Origin of the sequence: Paraglaciecola sp., from assembly GCF_039943935.1 — a bacterium.
Classification (GTDB): domain Bacteria; phylum Pseudomonadota; class Gammaproteobacteria; order Enterobacterales; family Alteromonadaceae; genus Paraglaciecola.
The window spans coordinates 187,928-202,737 of record NZ_JBDUZQ010000020.1 but is presented as its reverse complement, the minus strand read 5'-3'; the positions used below and the strand labels follow the sequence as shown (position 1 = coordinate 202,737).

At 38.9% G+C, this 14,810-nt stretch carries 17 protein-coding genes; 6 read left to right on the top strand and 11 right to left on the bottom strand.

The window, feature by feature from the left end:
• The 7 genes from ABJD71_RS11400 to rpsP form a co-directional block, all read right to left on the bottom strand.
• Window positions 1-1,089, bottom strand: coding sequence for a 3-deoxy-7-phosphoheptulonate synthase (locus ABJD71_RS11400; protein ID WP_348169033.1), 1,089 nt, complete (start codon window positions 1,087-1,089; stop codon window positions 1-3).
• 216 nt (window positions 1,090-1,305) lie between these two features.
• The gene (locus tag ABJD71_RS11395) at window positions 1,306-1,863 is read right to left on the bottom strand and encodes a sugar O-acetyltransferase (protein ID WP_348169030.1); all 558 of its coding nucleotides are present in this window, start codon (window positions 1,861-1,863) and stop codon (window positions 1,306-1,308) included.
• A 21-nt stretch (window positions 1,864-1,884) separates the two neighbouring features.
• Window positions 1,885-2,796 (bottom strand): 23S rRNA (adenine(1618)-N(6))-methyltransferase RlmF, encoded by a 912-nt coding sequence (rlmF, locus tag ABJD71_RS11390; protein WP_348169027.1) that lies wholly within the window; start codon window positions 2,794-2,796, stop codon window positions 1,885-1,887.
• Window positions 2,797-2,889: 93 nt separating this feature from the next.
• On the bottom strand, window positions 2,890-3,249 hold the full coding sequence (rplS, locus tag ABJD71_RS11385; RefSeq protein ID WP_133470472.1) for a 50S ribosomal protein L19: 360 nt from the start codon (window positions 3,247-3,249) through the stop codon (window positions 2,890-2,892).
• Window positions 3,250-3,268: 19 nt separating this feature from the next.
• Window positions 3,269-4,036: a tRNA (guanosine(37)-N1)-methyltransferase TrmD gene (gene trmD, locus ABJD71_RS11380; RefSeq protein WP_348169024.1), complete on the bottom strand. Its 768-nt coding sequence runs from the start codon at window positions 4,034-4,036 to the stop codon at window positions 3,269-3,271.
• On the bottom strand, window positions 4,036-4,578 hold the full coding sequence (gene rimM, locus ABJD71_RS11375; RefSeq protein ID WP_348169021.1) for a ribosome maturation factor RimM: 543 nt from the start codon (window positions 4,576-4,578) through the stop codon (window positions 4,036-4,038). Before rimM ends, trmD begins: the two co-directional genes overlap by 1 nt.
• Window positions 4,579-4,605: 27 nt before the next feature.
• Complete coding sequence (rpsP, locus tag ABJD71_RS11370) at window positions 4,606-4,857, bottom strand: 30S ribosomal protein S16 (protein ID WP_133470301.1); 252 nt, start codon at window positions 4,855-4,857, stop codon at window positions 4,606-4,608.
• Window positions 4,858-5,147: 290 nt separating this feature from the next.
• Here rpsP and ABJD71_RS11365 point away from each other — a divergent pair, with 290 nt between their 5' ends.
• Window positions 5,148-5,621, top strand: coding sequence for a SprT family zinc-dependent metalloprotease (locus ABJD71_RS11365; protein WP_348169018.1), 474 nt, complete (start codon window positions 5,148-5,150; stop codon window positions 5,619-5,621).
• Window positions 5,622-5,626: 5 nt separating this feature from the next.
• Here the strand turns inward: ABJD71_RS11365 and yfbV are convergent, their stop codons facing one another.
• Window positions 5,627-6,073, bottom strand: coding sequence for a terminus macrodomain insulation protein YfbV (gene yfbV, locus ABJD71_RS11360; RefSeq protein WP_348169015.1), 447 nt, complete (start codon window positions 6,071-6,073; stop codon window positions 5,627-5,629).
• Window positions 6,074-6,297: 224 nt separating this feature from the next.
• Between yfbV and trxB the strand changes: the two genes are divergently transcribed.
• The 4 genes from trxB (at window position 6,298) to infA (ending at window position 9,035) form a co-directional block, all read left to right on the top strand.
• Window positions 6,298-7,251 (top strand): thioredoxin-disulfide reductase, encoded by a 954-nt coding sequence (gene trxB / locus ABJD71_RS11355; RefSeq protein WP_348169369.1) that lies wholly within the window; start codon window positions 6,298-6,300, stop codon window positions 7,249-7,251.
• A 68-nt stretch (window positions 7,252-7,319) separates the two neighbouring features.
• The gene (gene aat / locus ABJD71_RS11350; RefSeq protein ID WP_348169366.1) at window positions 7,320-8,036 is read left to right on the top strand and encodes a leucyl/phenylalanyl-tRNA--protein transferase; all 717 of its coding nucleotides are present in this window, start codon (window positions 7,320-7,322) and stop codon (window positions 8,034-8,036) included.
• Window positions 8,033-8,722, top strand: coding sequence for an arginyltransferase (locus tag ABJD71_RS11345; RefSeq protein ID WP_348169363.1), 690 nt, complete (start codon window positions 8,033-8,035; stop codon window positions 8,720-8,722). The genes aat and ABJD71_RS11345 overlap by 4 nt, the downstream gene beginning before the upstream one ends.
• A 94-nt stretch (window positions 8,723-8,816) precedes the next feature.
• A complete protein-coding gene (infA, locus tag ABJD71_RS11340; protein ID WP_006010397.1) occupies window positions 8,817-9,035 on the top strand; it encodes a translation initiation factor IF-1 in 219 nt (72 codons plus the stop codon).
• Window positions 9,036-9,149: 114 nt separating this feature from the next.
• On the opposite strand, the gene clpA is transcribed toward infA, so the two are convergent.
• Together clpA and clpS are read right to left on the bottom strand one after the other, a co-directional pair.
• Window positions 9,150-11,423, bottom strand: a complete 2,274-nt coding sequence (gene clpA / locus ABJD71_RS11335; protein ID WP_348169012.1) for an ATP-dependent Clp protease ATP-binding subunit ClpA — start codon at window positions 11,421-11,423, stop codon at window positions 9,150-9,152.
• 51 nt (window positions 11,424-11,474) lie between these two features.
• A complete protein-coding gene (gene clpS / locus ABJD71_RS11330; RefSeq protein ID WP_348169009.1) occupies window positions 11,475-11,795 on the bottom strand; it encodes an ATP-dependent Clp protease adapter ClpS in 321 nt (106 codons plus the stop codon).
• Window positions 11,796-12,026: 231 nt separating this feature from the next.
• Between clpS and cspD the strand changes: the two genes are divergently transcribed.
• Entirely contained in the window at window positions 12,027-12,245 is a 219-nt protein-coding gene (cspD, locus tag ABJD71_RS11325; RefSeq protein WP_348169006.1) for a cold shock domain-containing protein CspD, read from the top strand.
• Window positions 12,246-12,362: 117 nt separating this feature from the next.
• On the opposite strand, the gene ABJD71_RS11320 is transcribed toward cspD, so the two are convergent.
• The gene (locus tag ABJD71_RS11320) at window positions 12,363-14,585 is read right to left on the bottom strand and encodes an NADP-dependent isocitrate dehydrogenase (RefSeq protein ID WP_348169003.1); all 2,223 of its coding nucleotides are present in this window, start codon (window positions 14,583-14,585) and stop codon (window positions 12,363-12,365) included.
• Window positions 14,586-14,810: the final 225 nt, after the last annotated feature.

Genomic DNA, 14,810 nt, shown 5'->3' with positions numbered 1-14,810 from the left:
CTAAGTATTATTCGCTTTATTTAAACGCATAGGTAGTACTGTAATCAATTTATCTCGCATGTGGTTAATTAATTCTTCAGTAGTGGACCAATTAATACAACCATCAGTTATTGAAACACCATAATCCAATTCTTTAGGGGTTTTACCATTACTGCTTTGGTTGCCATGATTTAAATGACTTTCAAGCATTATTCCTAAAATGGAGCGGTTACCTTCCAGAATTTGATTGACTACATTTTCAGCCACTAAAGGTTGGCGCTTAAAATCTTTACTTGAATTTGCATGACTACAGTCAACCACAAGAGCAGCATCAAGATTCGCATCCGCAAGTTCTTTTTCACAATCGGCCACACACACTGAATCGTAGTTAGGTTGCTTACCACCTCTCAAAATAACATGTCCATCAGGGTTACCTTGAGTGGTTATCACACTCACTTGACCATCACCATTAATTCCCATGAAACTATGTCCTGATGCGGCTGATTGCAACGCGTTTATTGCAATCCCTAAACTGCCATCAGTACCATTTTTAAAACCAACAGGCATTGATAAACCACTTGCCATTTCTCTATGGGTTTGTGATTCAGATGTACGCGCCCCAATCGCAGACCAACTAAATAACTCCGCTAGGTATTGTGGACTGATAGGGTCTAGCGCTTCTGTCGCGACAGGAAGCTCTAGCTCTGCTAACCAAATTAAAAGTTCTCGAGCTTTACGAAGCCCAGCTTCGATGTCAAAGGTTCCGTTGATATGCGGGTCATTAATTAATCCTTTCCAACCTACGGTTGTTCTGGGTTTTTCAAAATAGACTCTCATTACAATGTAAAGTGTATCTTTACAACTTTCGTGCAACTCTTTTAATTTCAATGCATATTCTTTAGCCGCGTCAATATCATGGATTGAGCAAGGTCCACAGATAACCAAAAACCGATGATCTTCTCTATGCAAGATATTGCTAATTACTTTTCTAGAAGACTGAATCACCTCTAGGGCGGATTGACTCACAGGAAGCTCATTTTTTAAAGCTTGTGGAGTAACCAATACCTCTTCAGAAGATACGTTTATGTTGTTTATACTGTCTCTTAACATGGCTATGCTCTTTCAAATATCAGTGGGAATTGGGTATTCAAGTAACACCTCAAACCCGGTTAATTGTTAACAAAGATAATGTACACTTATCTTTACACTGCAAGGTATTTTATTTTAACTTGATTTATTGACTTTTTAACAGTTAATGAAACCAACAACAAGCTTTAATTCGTTACACACTGAAATATGGCCGCTTTTCAATCATTTATTAGATATTTATAGCTTTTGCATAAGCTTTGCTGGCACACCGCCAACTAAGGTATTTGCAGCAACATTTTTATTTACAAGTGCGCCAGCGGCAATTACAGCGTTATCTCCTATATTCACGCCTTCTAGGATTTTCACTCCCATACCTATCCACACATTGTTTCCTATCGTAATAGGCAGAGCAACTTCAATCCCTTTTTTACGTTTATCAGGATCGAGAGGGTGAGTAGAGGTTGAGATAAGAACACCGGGGCCAATCATGACATCATCACCTATTTCTACAGGCGCAGCATCGAGGATCACTAAACCATGATTAGCATAAAAATTTCTTCCGGTTGTGATGTTATAGCCGTAATCACAAAAAAACGTGGGTTCTATCCAAGCTCCTTCACAAAGGCCAAACAATTGTTTAATTAACTTACGGCTAGCTTTTCGATCATCTATATCATGGTGATTAAATTGGTGACATATACGTTTCGCAAACGCCCTTTCCTTCTGTAAATCTTTATTACTTGGAAAATATTCAACACCCAATAACATTTTTTGCTTTTCGGTTAACTCAGCCATTATGTACTTCCTTTAGCTTGCTCAAAATCGCCACGCAATAAAGCGACTAATTTTTTGACCTTGTGACATATTTATCACCTTACTATCAGTAATAGATGCTTTTTTTAAATTTAACTTAATTTTGTTTAGATGGTCTTTTTTCGATACTAAACAAGTAAACCACTCTATTTGAGTTTTAAAGTCAGCACTCTGTTTAATCATACTTTGAATAAACTTTAACTCTCCGCCATCACACCACAACTCATTTGATTGCCCAGCAAAATTCAACTGCTGAGACATTGTTTTTTGTGATAAAGATGAGCCACGTTTATTGCTATGCTTGTTTAAATTATAATTTTTACGTGCAGACCCTTTAGCCGCTTCTGCTGCGCTTTTATGAAAAGGAGGATTACACATACAAAACGCGTAGTGCTCACCAGCTTGAACAATTCCAGTAAAAATATTTGATGCGTTAAATTGTTTACGTACCTCTATTTGGCTTATTAAGGAAGAGTTTGAATGAATAATTGACCTTGCATTTTTGATTGATAATGCATCAACATCCGTAGCAACCCATTGCCAACCGTACTCTGAAACGCCTATTATAGGATAAATTAAATTTGCACCTGTCCCTATATCCAGTCCTCGAACGGCCTTACCGGTCGGTACTTTATTGGCATGCTCTTCTGCAAGTAAATCTGCGATGTGATGGATGTAATCAGCTCTACCTGGTATGGGTGGACATAAATAACCTGTTGGAATATCCCAGTTTTGTATTTGGTAATAATAAGCCAGTAAAGCGGCATTTAAGGCCTTTACTGCATCAGGGTCTGAAAACTGAATGGTCTGCACACCATCATTTTTGTTCTTTATAAACTTCTTCAGTCTTGGGTAGGACTCAACAAGTTGTGCCATAGGGTAACCATTTTTATGTAAGTTTCGATTATGGGGCAAAGTGAGACCTTTAAGATTAGTAACCTTATTAAAAAGCAAAAACCCGCCAGAAGGCGGGTTTTCTTATAAGTTAACGGTAACGCAAAAATTAAATTAACCTAGCTTCTCTTTAATACGTGCAGAACGACCAGAGCGTTCACGCAAGTAGTAAAGTTTAGCGCGACGAACAGCACCACGACGTTTCACTTCAATAGAACTGATTGCCGGGCTGTGTGTTTGGAATATACGCTCAACACCTTCGCCGTTAGAAATCTTACGAACTGTAAAAGCAGAGTGTAGGCCACGGTTACGCTTAGCGATTACAACGCCTTCGTAAGCCTGAAGACGTTCTTTTTCGCCTTCTTTAACGCGTACTTGCACAACCACTGTGTCACCAGCACCAAATGCTGGAACGTCAGTTTTTAGCTGCGCTTCTTCAATTTTCTTGATGATATCTTGATTTACTTTAGTCATCATATCCTCTCATACTAGATTAACTGTCATCATGCTGCGGCAAACTCTGTAGATATAAATCTAACAACTTTTGCTGCTCCTCAGTCAGAGCTAGATCGTTTAATAATTCAGGGCGTCGTTGCCAGGTTCTACCTAACGACTGTTGTAAGCGCCACTGCCTGATTTTTTCGTGATCGCCACTTAATAACACCTTAGGAACCAGCTCACCGTTCAAGCTTTCTGGCCGAGTATAGTGCGGACAATCCAACAAGCCTTGACTAAAAGAGTCTTGCTCAGCAGATTGTGCATGGCCCAATACACCGGGTACAAACCTTGATACTGCATCCATTAAGATCATCGCTGGTAATTCACCGCCACTTAACACGTAATCACCAATTGACCATTCCTCGTCAACTTGTGTTTGTATTACCCGTTCATCGATACCTTCATATCGACCAGCAACTAGAATTATGCTTTCATTTTCAGAAAGCTGCTTCACTCCAGCTTGATCTAGCTTTTTCCCTTGGGGAGAAAGGTAAATCACTTTAGTATTTCTTTTAGCAGCTTGTTTAGCTGCCAAAATAGCGTCTGTTAATGGCTGAACCATCATCAGCATACCGGGCCCGCCGCCATATGGTCGGTCGTCAACAGTGCGATGTTTGTCGTGTGTAAAGTCTCTTGGATTAAAACACTCTACTTCCAACAATCCGTTCTTAACGGCTCGCCCTACCACTCCCTGTTGGGTAAAAGTTTGAAACATTTCGGGAAACAAACTTATTACGCCAAACCAACGACTCGGTACTTGCATTAAAATGCAGGATCCCAATCAACTGTGACCGTTTTCGCCTGCCGATCCACTTGTTTGATCACTTGCTCAATCAAATAAGGGACCATGCGTTCTTTTTGACCAAAAGCGTCATTCAAATTAGCTTTGACTAACATAACGTCATTAGCGCCGGTTTCGAATAACTCTTTAATAACACCTAAGTTATAACCTTTATCGGTAACAACTTGCATGCCGACTAACTCACGCCAATAAACATCGTTGTCATCTAATTGAGGTAGCATTGCTGCTTTAATAGAAATCTCGAGATTTTTGATACTTTCGGCATCATCTCGGTTTTCTACCCCAACTAGTTTGGCAACTAAACCTTTATTGTGGGTTCGCCACTGGTCTACGACATACTCTTTGCCTTCTTGCACTTGACCCAATAGCCAAGGAGTGTAAGCAAATATGCCTTCTAAATCATGGGTATAAGACGTAATTTTGACCCAACCTTTGACACCATACGGTGCACCGATTTTGCCAATCACTAATGTGTCTACTGACGTATCAGACGCATGACTCATTTCTTACACCCTTTTTTGCAACTGCAATTAAGCAGCTGCTTTTTGTGCATCTTTTACCAAGCGTGCAACACGGTCTGATAAGCCTGCGCCTACTCCAACCCAATGATCAACACGATCAAGATCTAAGCGTAAACGCTCTTCTCTGCCCTGTGCTGTTGGATTGAAAAAACCAATGTTTTCAATAAAACGACCATCGCGTGAACGACGACTGTCTGCAACCACTACTTGATAAAATGGACGCTTTTTAGCGCCACCACGCTGTAAACGAATAGTAACCATATATGCCTCAAACTCGTTGTAGCGTTAACGTTAACTTATTTACCTTTTTACCTAACCATTATGAGTCAGATAAAAGGCCGCCGTATTGTACGGATTTAGAGCGGTTATGCAACAGTAAATATTCGATATAGCATGATTAACACAATTCAAAATAAAGAGATAATTTCAGCGATAAGGATATAAATACCTTTGGTGCTAAAAATGTTAGGTAATTAATGGAAAATATTTGATAATTAATTTTCAAAAAACACATTAAATTATTATTTATTTTGAGTTTACAAACACATCAGATGGCTAGGTTAGTAAATGAGCAGGTCGAACAATGCTACTTAACCGCTACAAACTATTTTGAATGCTCTTTTGAGCGTCCGACTATTCACTATAATCAAAGGGGGAAAATTGCTGGCTGTGCTAGGCTTCAAACTAATGAATTGCGCTTTAATCCTGTGTTATTGAAGGATAACTTGGACACCTTTATAAACGAGGTAGTTCCTCATGAAGTTTCTCACTTACTAACCTTTATATTGTTTGGTCGAGTTAAGCCTCATGGTAAAGAATGGCAAGCTATTATGACTGATGTGTTCAAACTAAAACCTAATACACGCCACCAAATGGATGTTAGTAAAGTCAAAGGCAAAACATTTCTATATCAATGCCAGTGTGGTCCCGTGGAGTTAAGCATAAGACGTCATAACAAAGTAATAAGAGGTACACAAAACTATATATGCAGACGCTGTAAAGAAGCTCTCAAATATATGAAATAAACACTTTAAAACCAGCGTTTCATAAAGGTTTTATCTAATTCATCAAAAGCAGTTTTTAATAATCTTGCTAGCTCTTTATACTGTGGTTTCGACTTAGGGCTTTGGAGTGCACAACCTTGTTGTTGCATTTTTTGATGAATATCTAAATACCAGTTATTTAATGATGGAGGTAAAGGTTGATTAGAACGGTGACCTAACCAAAATAACCCTTGCATCGGTAAAGACATAAAAAAAGCGCCTAACGCCAATGCTTGAGGCAACTTTTCATAGCCTTGAACATTCAATAATATTGCAACAGTTAACACAGCTAAAGCTGGCATAACAGTTATGGAAAGTTTAGTAGCAGCAATGACTCTTGACTCAGGAAACATAGCATACAGTTGTTTTTGCATGGGCCAAGTTTGCATGTATTGCTGGCCATCTTTGAGCATGGATGTAATTGTATGAGCCAAGCTTTTGCTCCTTTTGAAATCGATTATTTAGTTTAACTACTAAATATACATTCTGCTAACACATTCAAGTTATATACAATGGCATAATGATTATTAAAAATGACGGTACAATAATAAATTGTTGTTAACTTGTCATTGAAAGTAAAAGACATGCCCTCATGTCTATCACCAAACAATATATTGGTTACCGATTAGAAATATTCGACAAATTTGTGGAGAGTAAAATGTCTGAAGCACGACACGTTAAATTATTAATTTTAGGTTCAGGGCCTGCAGGCTATTCTGCTGCTGTCTATGCAGCACGAGCCAACTTAAATCCTGTACTATTAACAGGCATTCAACAAGGTGGGCAACTTACGACCACAACAGAAGTAGAAAACTGGCCCGGAGACCCTGAAGGCCTAACCGGACCAGATTTGATGGTACGTATGCAAAAGCATGCTGAGAAATTTGATACTGAAATTATTTTTGATCACATTAACAACACAGATTTATCTAAAAGACCATTTACACTAACTGGCGATCAAGGTACTTACACTTGTGACTCTTTAATAATTTGTACTGGCGCTTCTGCAAAATATTTGGGCATGGAATCAGAAACAGCTTTTATGGGTAAAGGAGTATCAGCATGTGCAACATGTGATGGGTTCTTTTATCGCAACCAAAAAGTTGCTGTCGTAGGTGGTGGTAATACTGCAGTAGAAGAGGCTTTATATTTGTCTAATATAGCGTCAGAAGTACATGTGATTCATAGACGAGACTCTTTCCGTAGTGAAAAAATTCTTGAAGACCGTTTATTGGAAAAAGCCAAAAACGGTAACGTAGTATTGCATTTAAATAGACAGCTAGATGAAGTTTTGGGCGACGAAATGGGGGTGACAGGTGTACGCATCAAGGATACACAGTCAGATGCAACCGAAGAAGTTGACGTAATGGGATTATTTATAGCCATTGGGCACCAACCAAACACCGCTATTTTTGAAGGTGAGCTTGAAATGAAAGATGGCTACATCAAAGTCCAAAGCGGTACTGAGGGCAATGCAACTCAAACTAGTGTCGAAGGTGTTTTTGCTGCAGGTGATGTAAGTGATCATATTTATCGTCAAGCCATCACTTCTGCAGGAACAGGCTGTATGGCTGCGTTAGATGCTGAAAAATTCTTAGACTCGATAGAATAATCTTATATTAAGCGCTATCTTAAGGCCTCATTCGAGGCCTTTTTTAATTGGAGCTAAAACTTTACAAAATGCTATCGCTGACAAGATTAAACCAGACTTTACAATTCCCTGATACTAACTATGCACTGGAAGACCCTAACGGCTTGTTAGCTTTTGGAGGAGACCTTACGGAAAAACGATTACTGCTTGCATACTCGCAAGGTATATTTCCCTGGTTTAGTCAAGGTGAGCCTATAATGTGGTGGTCACCCAACCCCAGAGGAATATTACCAATCTCTGATTTTAAGTGTAGTAAAAGCTTGGGTAAGTTTTCTCGAAAATGCGGTTATGCTGTTACGATTAATAAAAATTTCAATAACGTCATAGAAGCATGCGCTAGTATCACAAGAAACGATTCAGGCACGTGGATAACCAAACATATGATAGATGCCTACAAACATCTCCACATTAGAGGTCATGCGCACTCAATTGAAGTGTGGGACCAACAAAAGCAATTAGTTGGCGGGTTATATGGGGTAATAGTGGGTAAAGTATTTTGCGGGGAGTCTATGTTTCATCGTGTAACGAATGCGTCTAAGTTAGCCTTTATGAATCTTGTAACACTACTTAAAGAATATAACTGCAGCTTTATAGACTGCCAAATGCAAAATCCACATTTAGAAAGTCTTGGGTGTATTGAAGTACCAAGAGATGAGTTTCTAAAACTATTACAAAAAGAAAGTAATGAACATTTGGATCCAAGCCTTTGGACCCCCCGTTGCATTAAGAGTAATACATGTCTATGAAGTTTGGCATTACTCAACCGAGCCAATGTAGCTATTTGCCAGAAGAAAAAGAACAAATATTAGTTTTAGTGTCAGACTCTCCAACAACACGGCAACAATACGACTACCTCATTGGAATGGGCTTTAGGCGCAGTGGCGGACAGGTGTATCGCCCTCATTGTGATAAGTGTAAAGCTTGCGTACCTATTCGTTTACCTGTGGCTATATTTGAGTTTTCAAAAAGTCAAAAAAGAATATCTAAGCGTAATCAAGATATTCGAGTAGAAATAAGTGCACAAGACAAACCAGAGTATTATGATTTGTTTGCTTCTTACATAAACCAACGTCATGCAGATGGCGGCATGTTTCCCCCGAGTCAAGAGCAATATCAGGGATTTGTACCCAGCCCTTGGGGAGAAACTTTATTTATAGAGTTTCATGATCAACATGAATTAATTGCGGTGGCCATTACCGACAATCTATTAACGTCACTATCTGCCATGTATACCTATTTTAAGCCTGGCGAAGAAAAACGCTCATTGGGCACCTTCGCAATATTAAAACAAATTGAAATAGCAAGATCTATGAATAAAGAGTTTTTGTACTTGGGTTATCAGATCGATAGCTGTCAAAAAATGCGCTATAAACAGAATTTTCTACCCAATGAACGTTTTTTTGAAGATAAATGGCATCTATTTGCAAAATAGTTCAGTGTAAAGCTTTACACTGACCAGCTTATTGGGCAAAATCTGCGCGGCATTTTTTGACACTTATTTTATTGATTAGAGGTAGCATAGTTAGATGGCGAAAGAAGATTGTATTGAAATGGAAGGCACTGTGTTGGATACCCTTCCAAATACTATGTTTCGAGTTGAACTAGAGAATGGTCACGTGGTGACTGCGCATATATCTGGCAAGATGCGTAAAAACTATATTCGAATTTTGACTGGTGACAAAGTTACAGTCGAAATGACCCCATATGACCTAAGCAAAGGTCGTATCATCTATCGTGCCAGATAAAAGGATAAAATAGCTTTTTTATAACTCCCAAAAGCTATATAAAGAGACACAAAAAAACCGATATCTTACGATACCGGTTTTTTTATGCCTTAATCCTGTCATCCCAATAAAATATTAGGAATTAAGGACTTCAGGCTTTTCTTTACTGTCAGAAAAAAACTCAAAGCTTAACTCATCATTTTTAAGATCAATCTTAACACTGCCGCCTTGGATTAATTTGCCAAATAATAACTCATTAGCTAATTCTTTTTTCACCTTCTGTTGGATGACACGCCCCATCGGGCGGGCGCCCATATTTTTGTCATACCCCTGCTCAGCTAACCATTCACGTGCTTGATTAGTGACTTCGAGTGATACCCCTTTATTGTCCAACTGAACTTGTAATTCAACGATAAATTTATCAACCACCTGAAGGATCACTTCTTTATCTAAGTGATTGAACCATACGGTTGCATCAAGCCTATTTCTAAATTCTGGAGTAAACAATTTTTTGATCTCAGACATAGCATCATGACTATGATCTTGCTGCTTAAATCCAATAGAATTACGAATAGTCTCTTGAACACCAGCATTCGTAGTCATGATCAAAACAACATTTCTAAAGTCAACTTTACGACCATTGTTATCTGTCAATGTTCCATGATCCATTACTTGCAATAGAATGTTGTAAATATCGCTATGTGCTTTCTCAATTTCATCAAGCAATACCACTGAGTAAGGTTGCTTAATTACAGCGTCTGTCAGTAAGCCACCTTGATCGAACCCAACATAACCTGGAGGCGCGCCAATCAAGCGACTTATGGCATGGCGTTCCATATACTCGGACATATCAAAGCGAACCAGCTCAACTCCCATAATCTTAGCTAGCTGTGCAGATACTTCGGTTTTCCCGACACCTGTTGGTCCAGCAAACAAAAAGTTACCAATTGGCTTAGTTTCATTTCCTAATCCAGAACGTGATAAACGTATTGCATCAGTTAAGGTCACTATTGCTTCATCTTGACCAAATACTACTAATTTAAGATCTCGATCTAGATTCTGTAATACTTCTTTATCTGATGCAGAAACTGATTTTTCTGGGATGCGCGCAATTTTTGAAATAATCTGTTCAATGTCAGTTACTCCAATTGTTTTCTTACGTTTTGATGCTGGTAATAAGCGTTGGCTTGCCCCAGCTTCATCAATCACATCTATGGCTTTATCTGGTAAATGGCGTTCATTAATATATTTAGCCGACAATTCAGCTGCGGCTCGAATAGCTTTGTGGGTAAAGCGAACGCTATGATGTTCTTCATACCGAGACTTCAATCCCATCAGTATTTTGGTCGTATCGCCAACAGTTGGCTCAACCACATCTACTTTTTGGAATCGACGAGCCAATGCCCGGTCCTTTTCAAAAATACCTTGGTACTCTTGATAGGTTGTAGAACCGATACATCGCAGTTCGCCACTGCTTAATTTTGGTTTAAGTAGGTTAGACGCATCCATAACCCCACCAGACGCAGCTCCAGCACCTATGATGGTGTGAATCTCATCAATAAATAGGATGGCATCAGGTTTTTCTGATAACTCCTTCAAAATCCCTTTGAGGCGCTTTTCAAAATCGCCTCGATACTTTGTACCTGCTAACAATGCTCCCATATCCAAAGAGTGTACAGTTGCATCTGCAATGACTTCTGGTACATCATTGTTAACAATACGATAAGCCAAACCTTCAGCGATGGCCGTTTTTCCGACTCCCGCTTCACCCACTAATAATGGATTATTCTTACGGCGGCGACATAATACTTGAATACTTCTTTCTACTTCTTTATCGCGGCCAATAAGAGGATCAATTTTACCTTCTTTAGCACTAATATTAAGATTTGTAGAATACTTATCGAGTGTAGATGTTGACTCTTCTTGCTCTGATTCATTTTCGGTTTCGCCAGCAGAAGTAGTTTCATCATCTACCTTAGACACACCATGAGATATAAAATTAACCACATCTAAACGTGTCACATCCGATTTTTTCAATATATAGACAGCTTGTGATTCTTGTTCACTAAATATAGCTACTAATACATTTGCACCTGTCACTTCTTCTTTACCCGAAGACTGAACATGAAAAACAGCTCTTTGAAGAACACGTTGAAACCCTAACGTCGGCTGAGTTTCTCGTTCATTACCCTGTTCATCTAGTAATAGCGGAGTCGTATCTTTAACAAAGTCTGTTAATTCTTGCTTAATCGCTTCAATATCAGCACCGCATGCCTTTAAGGCCTCTTTAGCGGCACTATTATCTAATAAGGCAAGTAATAGATGTTCTACCGTCATAAACTCATGACGATGCTCTCTAGCAAAAATAAACGCATCGTTTAGCGTCTGTTCTAAATCTTTATTTAACATAAGAATGCCCTCTGACTGCTAGCGTATAATATAGGTTTGTTAACGTCACCATTATGCTTGTTCCATAGTACACATTAATGGATGTTGATTTTCTTTGGCGTACCTACTGACCTGCATTACTTTAGTTTCAGCTATCTCAGCTGTATATATGCCACAAACAGCCTTACCTTGATAGTGTACTGTTAACATTATTTGTTGTGCCTTTTCTCCTTCTAGGTTAAAAAAGCGCATCAACACATCAACTACAAAGTCCATTGGTGTGTAGTCATCATTATTAAGAATTACTTTGTACATGGGTGGTGGAACCGCCTTTTTTCTTTGTGCATCCTTGCTTTTTTGGCGTTCTATATCAACAGTATTATCTTTACTCATAACTTAATTATTTTGTCCAAAAATTACAGATTAAATCTCAATGTTTAGCAAAAAGCCTTGGCTTAAGCATACTTTCATCACCTAAAGTCAAAAATTCAACTTGACAAAAACAGCATAAAAAACCTACATTTTAATTGGGCGGTTGTATTGAGTAGTTAACACGTCTCCCCCCCTCATAGTAAGTGTGGGGTCAAAGTGGTATTAGTTCAAGGGAATTAAGGAAGCAGAAGCATGGCAGTCGGCAAAGTAAAATGGTTCAACAATGCAAAAGGGTTTGGCTTTATTGTACCTGATGATGGCGGAGAAGATATTTTCGCTCATTACTCGACGATACAAATGGAAGGTTACCGCTCTTTAAAAGCAGGACAAGAAGTTAAGTACGAGTTACAACAAGGACCCAAAGGTTTACATGCTGAAAACATAGATTTCAGTGGAGAGCCAGAACGATAGATGATCACCGAGTTGTAACAGCTTGACGAATCACTCATAATAAAAAGCAGACTTAAGTCTGCTTTTTTGTATATTCAAAAAGATACGCTTTATGGAAAATAAAGCGTATTTAAAAGCCTATGCAAGCACAGCATTTAATGTAGCACTTGGGCACATTGCCTTAGCTGCCAAGGCATCATCTGGGTAGTAGTAGCCACCAATATCGGTTGCACCACCTTGAGTTTCATTGATTTCAGCAACAATTTTACTTTCGTTTTCAGACAACTTTTTATACAAAGCAGTGAATTTTTCAGCAATTGTTGGTTCTTCTGATTGAGCAGCTAATTCTTTTGCCCAATAAAGAGCCAGATAGAAATGGCTGCCACGGTTATCTAGCTGCCCAGCTTTACGCAATGGAGATTTACCGTTAGTCAGCAGGGTCTCTGTAGCTTTATCTAATGCAACAGCTAATACTTTTGCTTTGCTATTATCAGTTTTTATAGCTAAATCTTCTAAAGACACAGCCAATGCTAAAAACTCACCTAGAGAATCCCAACGTAAATGCCCTTCTTCAACAAATTGTTGAACATGTTTAGGAGCAGAACCACCAGCACCAGTTTCAAATAAACCGCCTCCAGCCATTAATGGCACGATTGAAAGCATTTTTGCACTGGTTCCTAATTCTAAAATCGGGAATAAATCAGTTAAATAATCACGTAATACATTACCTGTTACCGATATAGTATCTAAGCCTTTCGCTGCCCGCTCCATCGAAATTCTGATAGCTTTAACTGGCTCAAGAATTGAAATATCTAAACCTTCAGTATCATGATCTTTAAGGTACTCATTAACTTTAGCAATTAACTGAGCATCGTGTGCTCGGTTTTCATCTAACCAGAAAATAGCTGGCGTTGCAGACTGACGAGCGCGCGTAACAGCAAGTTTAACCCAATCACGAATAGGCGCATCTTTAGCTTGAGCCATTCTCCAGATATCACCTTCTTCAACATCATGTTGCATTAACACGGTGCCATCTTGATCAATCACTTTCACGGTGCCGTCAGCTGGAATTTCAAATGTTTTATCATGAGAGCCATACTCTTCTGCTTTTTGTGCCATTAGACCAACATTTGGGACAGTCCCCATTGTCGTTGGATCAAAGGCACCATTTTCTTTACAGAAATCAATAGTTTCTTGATAAATAGTGGCATATGTAGCATCAGGAATAGTCGCTTTAGCGTCACCGGCTTTTCCATCAGGCCCCCACATGTGACCAGAGCCACGGATCATTGCGGGCATTGAAGCATCAACAATAACATCACTTGGCACGTGTAAGTTGGTAATACCTTTGTCAGAATTTACCATAGCCATATCTGGGCGTTTGGCATAACACGCTTCTATTGCAGCTTCGATTTCAGCTTTTTGATCAGCAGGTAATGAAGATATTTTATCGTATACACTACCTAAACCATTCTTAGTATCAACACCGATTTCAGCAAACAAGTCAGCGTATTTTTCAAATACGTCGGCAAAAAATACTTTAACGCAATGACCAAAAATAATGGGATCAGACACTTTCATCATTGTGGCTTTCATATGTAATGAAAACAACACACCTGACTCTTTTGCATCTTTAATTTCTTTTTCGAAAAACTCACATAGTGCTTTTTTACTCATAAAGCTTGAGTCAATTACTTCGCTAGCTAAAAGTGGCACTTTCTCTTTCAATACAGTGGTATTACCAGACTTGTCAGTCAATTCAATCGATGCATGTCCTGCCTTGGCAACAGTCACTGACTTTTCAGAAGTGTAAAAACAGCCAGACGTCATATACGCAACATGGCTTTTAGAGTCTTTACTCCAGGCCCCCATTGAGTGTGGATTATTCTTCACATAGTTTTTAACGGCTGCAGGTGCACGTCTATCAGAGTTCCCTTCACGTAATACTGGGTTAACAGCACTACCTAAAACTTTGCTGTAGCAAGCCTTAATATCTTTCTCTTCATCTGTTTTTGGCGCTTCAGGAAAGTCAGGTATAGCAAAACCTTTTGATTGAAGCTCTTTAATTGCAGCTACTAACTGAGGAATAGATGCACTGATATTAGGTAATTTAATAATATTTGTAGATGAATCTTGCGTAAGTGCACCTAATTCACTTAATGCATCAGGAACTTTCTGCTCAGCAGGTAAGTAGGCTTCAAGGTTCGCTAGAATACGTGCAGCTAAAGAAATATCGCTTAGTTCAACGTCTACATCAGCACTAGAAGCAAAGCTTCTTATAATGGGTAACAATGAATAGGTAGCCAGTGCTGGCGCTTCGTCTGTTTTAGTGTAGATAATCTTTGACTTGGAATTCGTCATTATAAGCCTCTTGTTTTTGGCAAAGCACAGACAATCCGAATTTTGAACGCTCTAGGGCGTCCAAAGTCACGGCGTTGTGACATAGCAGATTGGTGTTTTATACCGAAGTTAAAAAAATGTCTGGTTAAAACCGCGCTAAATGATATATGGATTAATGAATTAAGTACAAGTTTTGCTTGCATAATATATTCTGTAAATCACACTTACCCCATATTTTAGCCAAAA

What these genes read in the sequence shown, in the direction of transcription:
- ABJD71_RS11400 (WP_348169033.1), bottom strand. Translation starts at nt 1,089, where the DNA reads ATGTTAAGAGACAGTATAAACAACATAAACGTATCTTCTGAAGAGGTA.
- ABJD71_RS11395 (WP_348169030.1), bottom strand. Translation starts at nt 1,863, where the DNA reads ATGGCTGAGTTAACCGAAAAGCAAAAAATGTTATTGGGTGTTGAATAT.
- rplS (WP_133470472.1), bottom strand. Translation starts at nt 3,249, where the DNA reads ATGACTAAAGTAAATCAAGATATCATCAAGAAAATTGAAGAAGCGCAG.
- trmD (WP_348169024.1), bottom strand. Translation starts at nt 4,036, where the DNA reads ATGCAAGTACCGAGTCGTTGGTTTGGCGTAATAAGTTTGTTTCCCGAA.
- rimM (WP_348169021.1), bottom strand. Translation starts at nt 4,578, where the DNA reads ATGAGTCATGCGTCTGATACGTCAGTAGACACATTAGTGATTGGCAAA.
- rpsP (WP_133470301.1), bottom strand. Translation starts at nt 4,857, where the DNA reads ATGGTTACTATTCGTTTACAGCGTGGTGGCGCTAAAAAGCGTCCATTT.
- ABJD71_RS11365 (WP_348169018.1), top strand. Translation starts at nt 5,148, where the DNA reads ATGGCTAGGTTAGTAAATGAGCAGGTCGAACAATGCTACTTAACCGCT.
- trxB (WP_348169369.1), top strand. Translation starts at nt 6,298, where the DNA reads ATGTCTGAAGCACGACACGTTAAATTATTAATTTTAGGTTCAGGGCCT.
- aat (WP_348169366.1), top strand. Translation starts at nt 7,320, where the DNA reads ATGCTATCGCTGACAAGATTAAACCAGACTTTACAATTCCCTGATACT.
- ABJD71_RS11345 (WP_348169363.1), top strand. Translation starts at nt 8,033, where the DNA reads ATGAAGTTTGGCATTACTCAACCGAGCCAATGTAGCTATTTGCCAGAA.
- infA (WP_006010397.1), top strand. Translation starts at nt 8,817, where the DNA reads ATGGCGAAAGAAGATTGTATTGAAATGGAAGGCACTGTGTTGGATACC.
- clpA (WP_348169012.1), bottom strand. Translation starts at nt 11,423, where the DNA reads ATGTTAAATAAAGATTTAGAACAGACGCTAAACGATGCGTTTATTTTT.
- clpS (WP_348169009.1), bottom strand. Translation starts at nt 11,795, where the DNA reads ATGAGTAAAGATAATACTGTTGATATAGAACGCCAAAAAAGCAAGGAT.
- cspD (WP_348169006.1), top strand. Translation starts at nt 12,027, where the DNA reads ATGGCAGTCGGCAAAGTAAAATGGTTCAACAATGCAAAAGGGTTTGGC.
- ABJD71_RS11320 (WP_348169003.1), bottom strand. Translation starts at nt 14,585, where the DNA reads ATGACGAATTCCAAGTCAAAGATTATCTACACTAAAACAGACGAAGCG.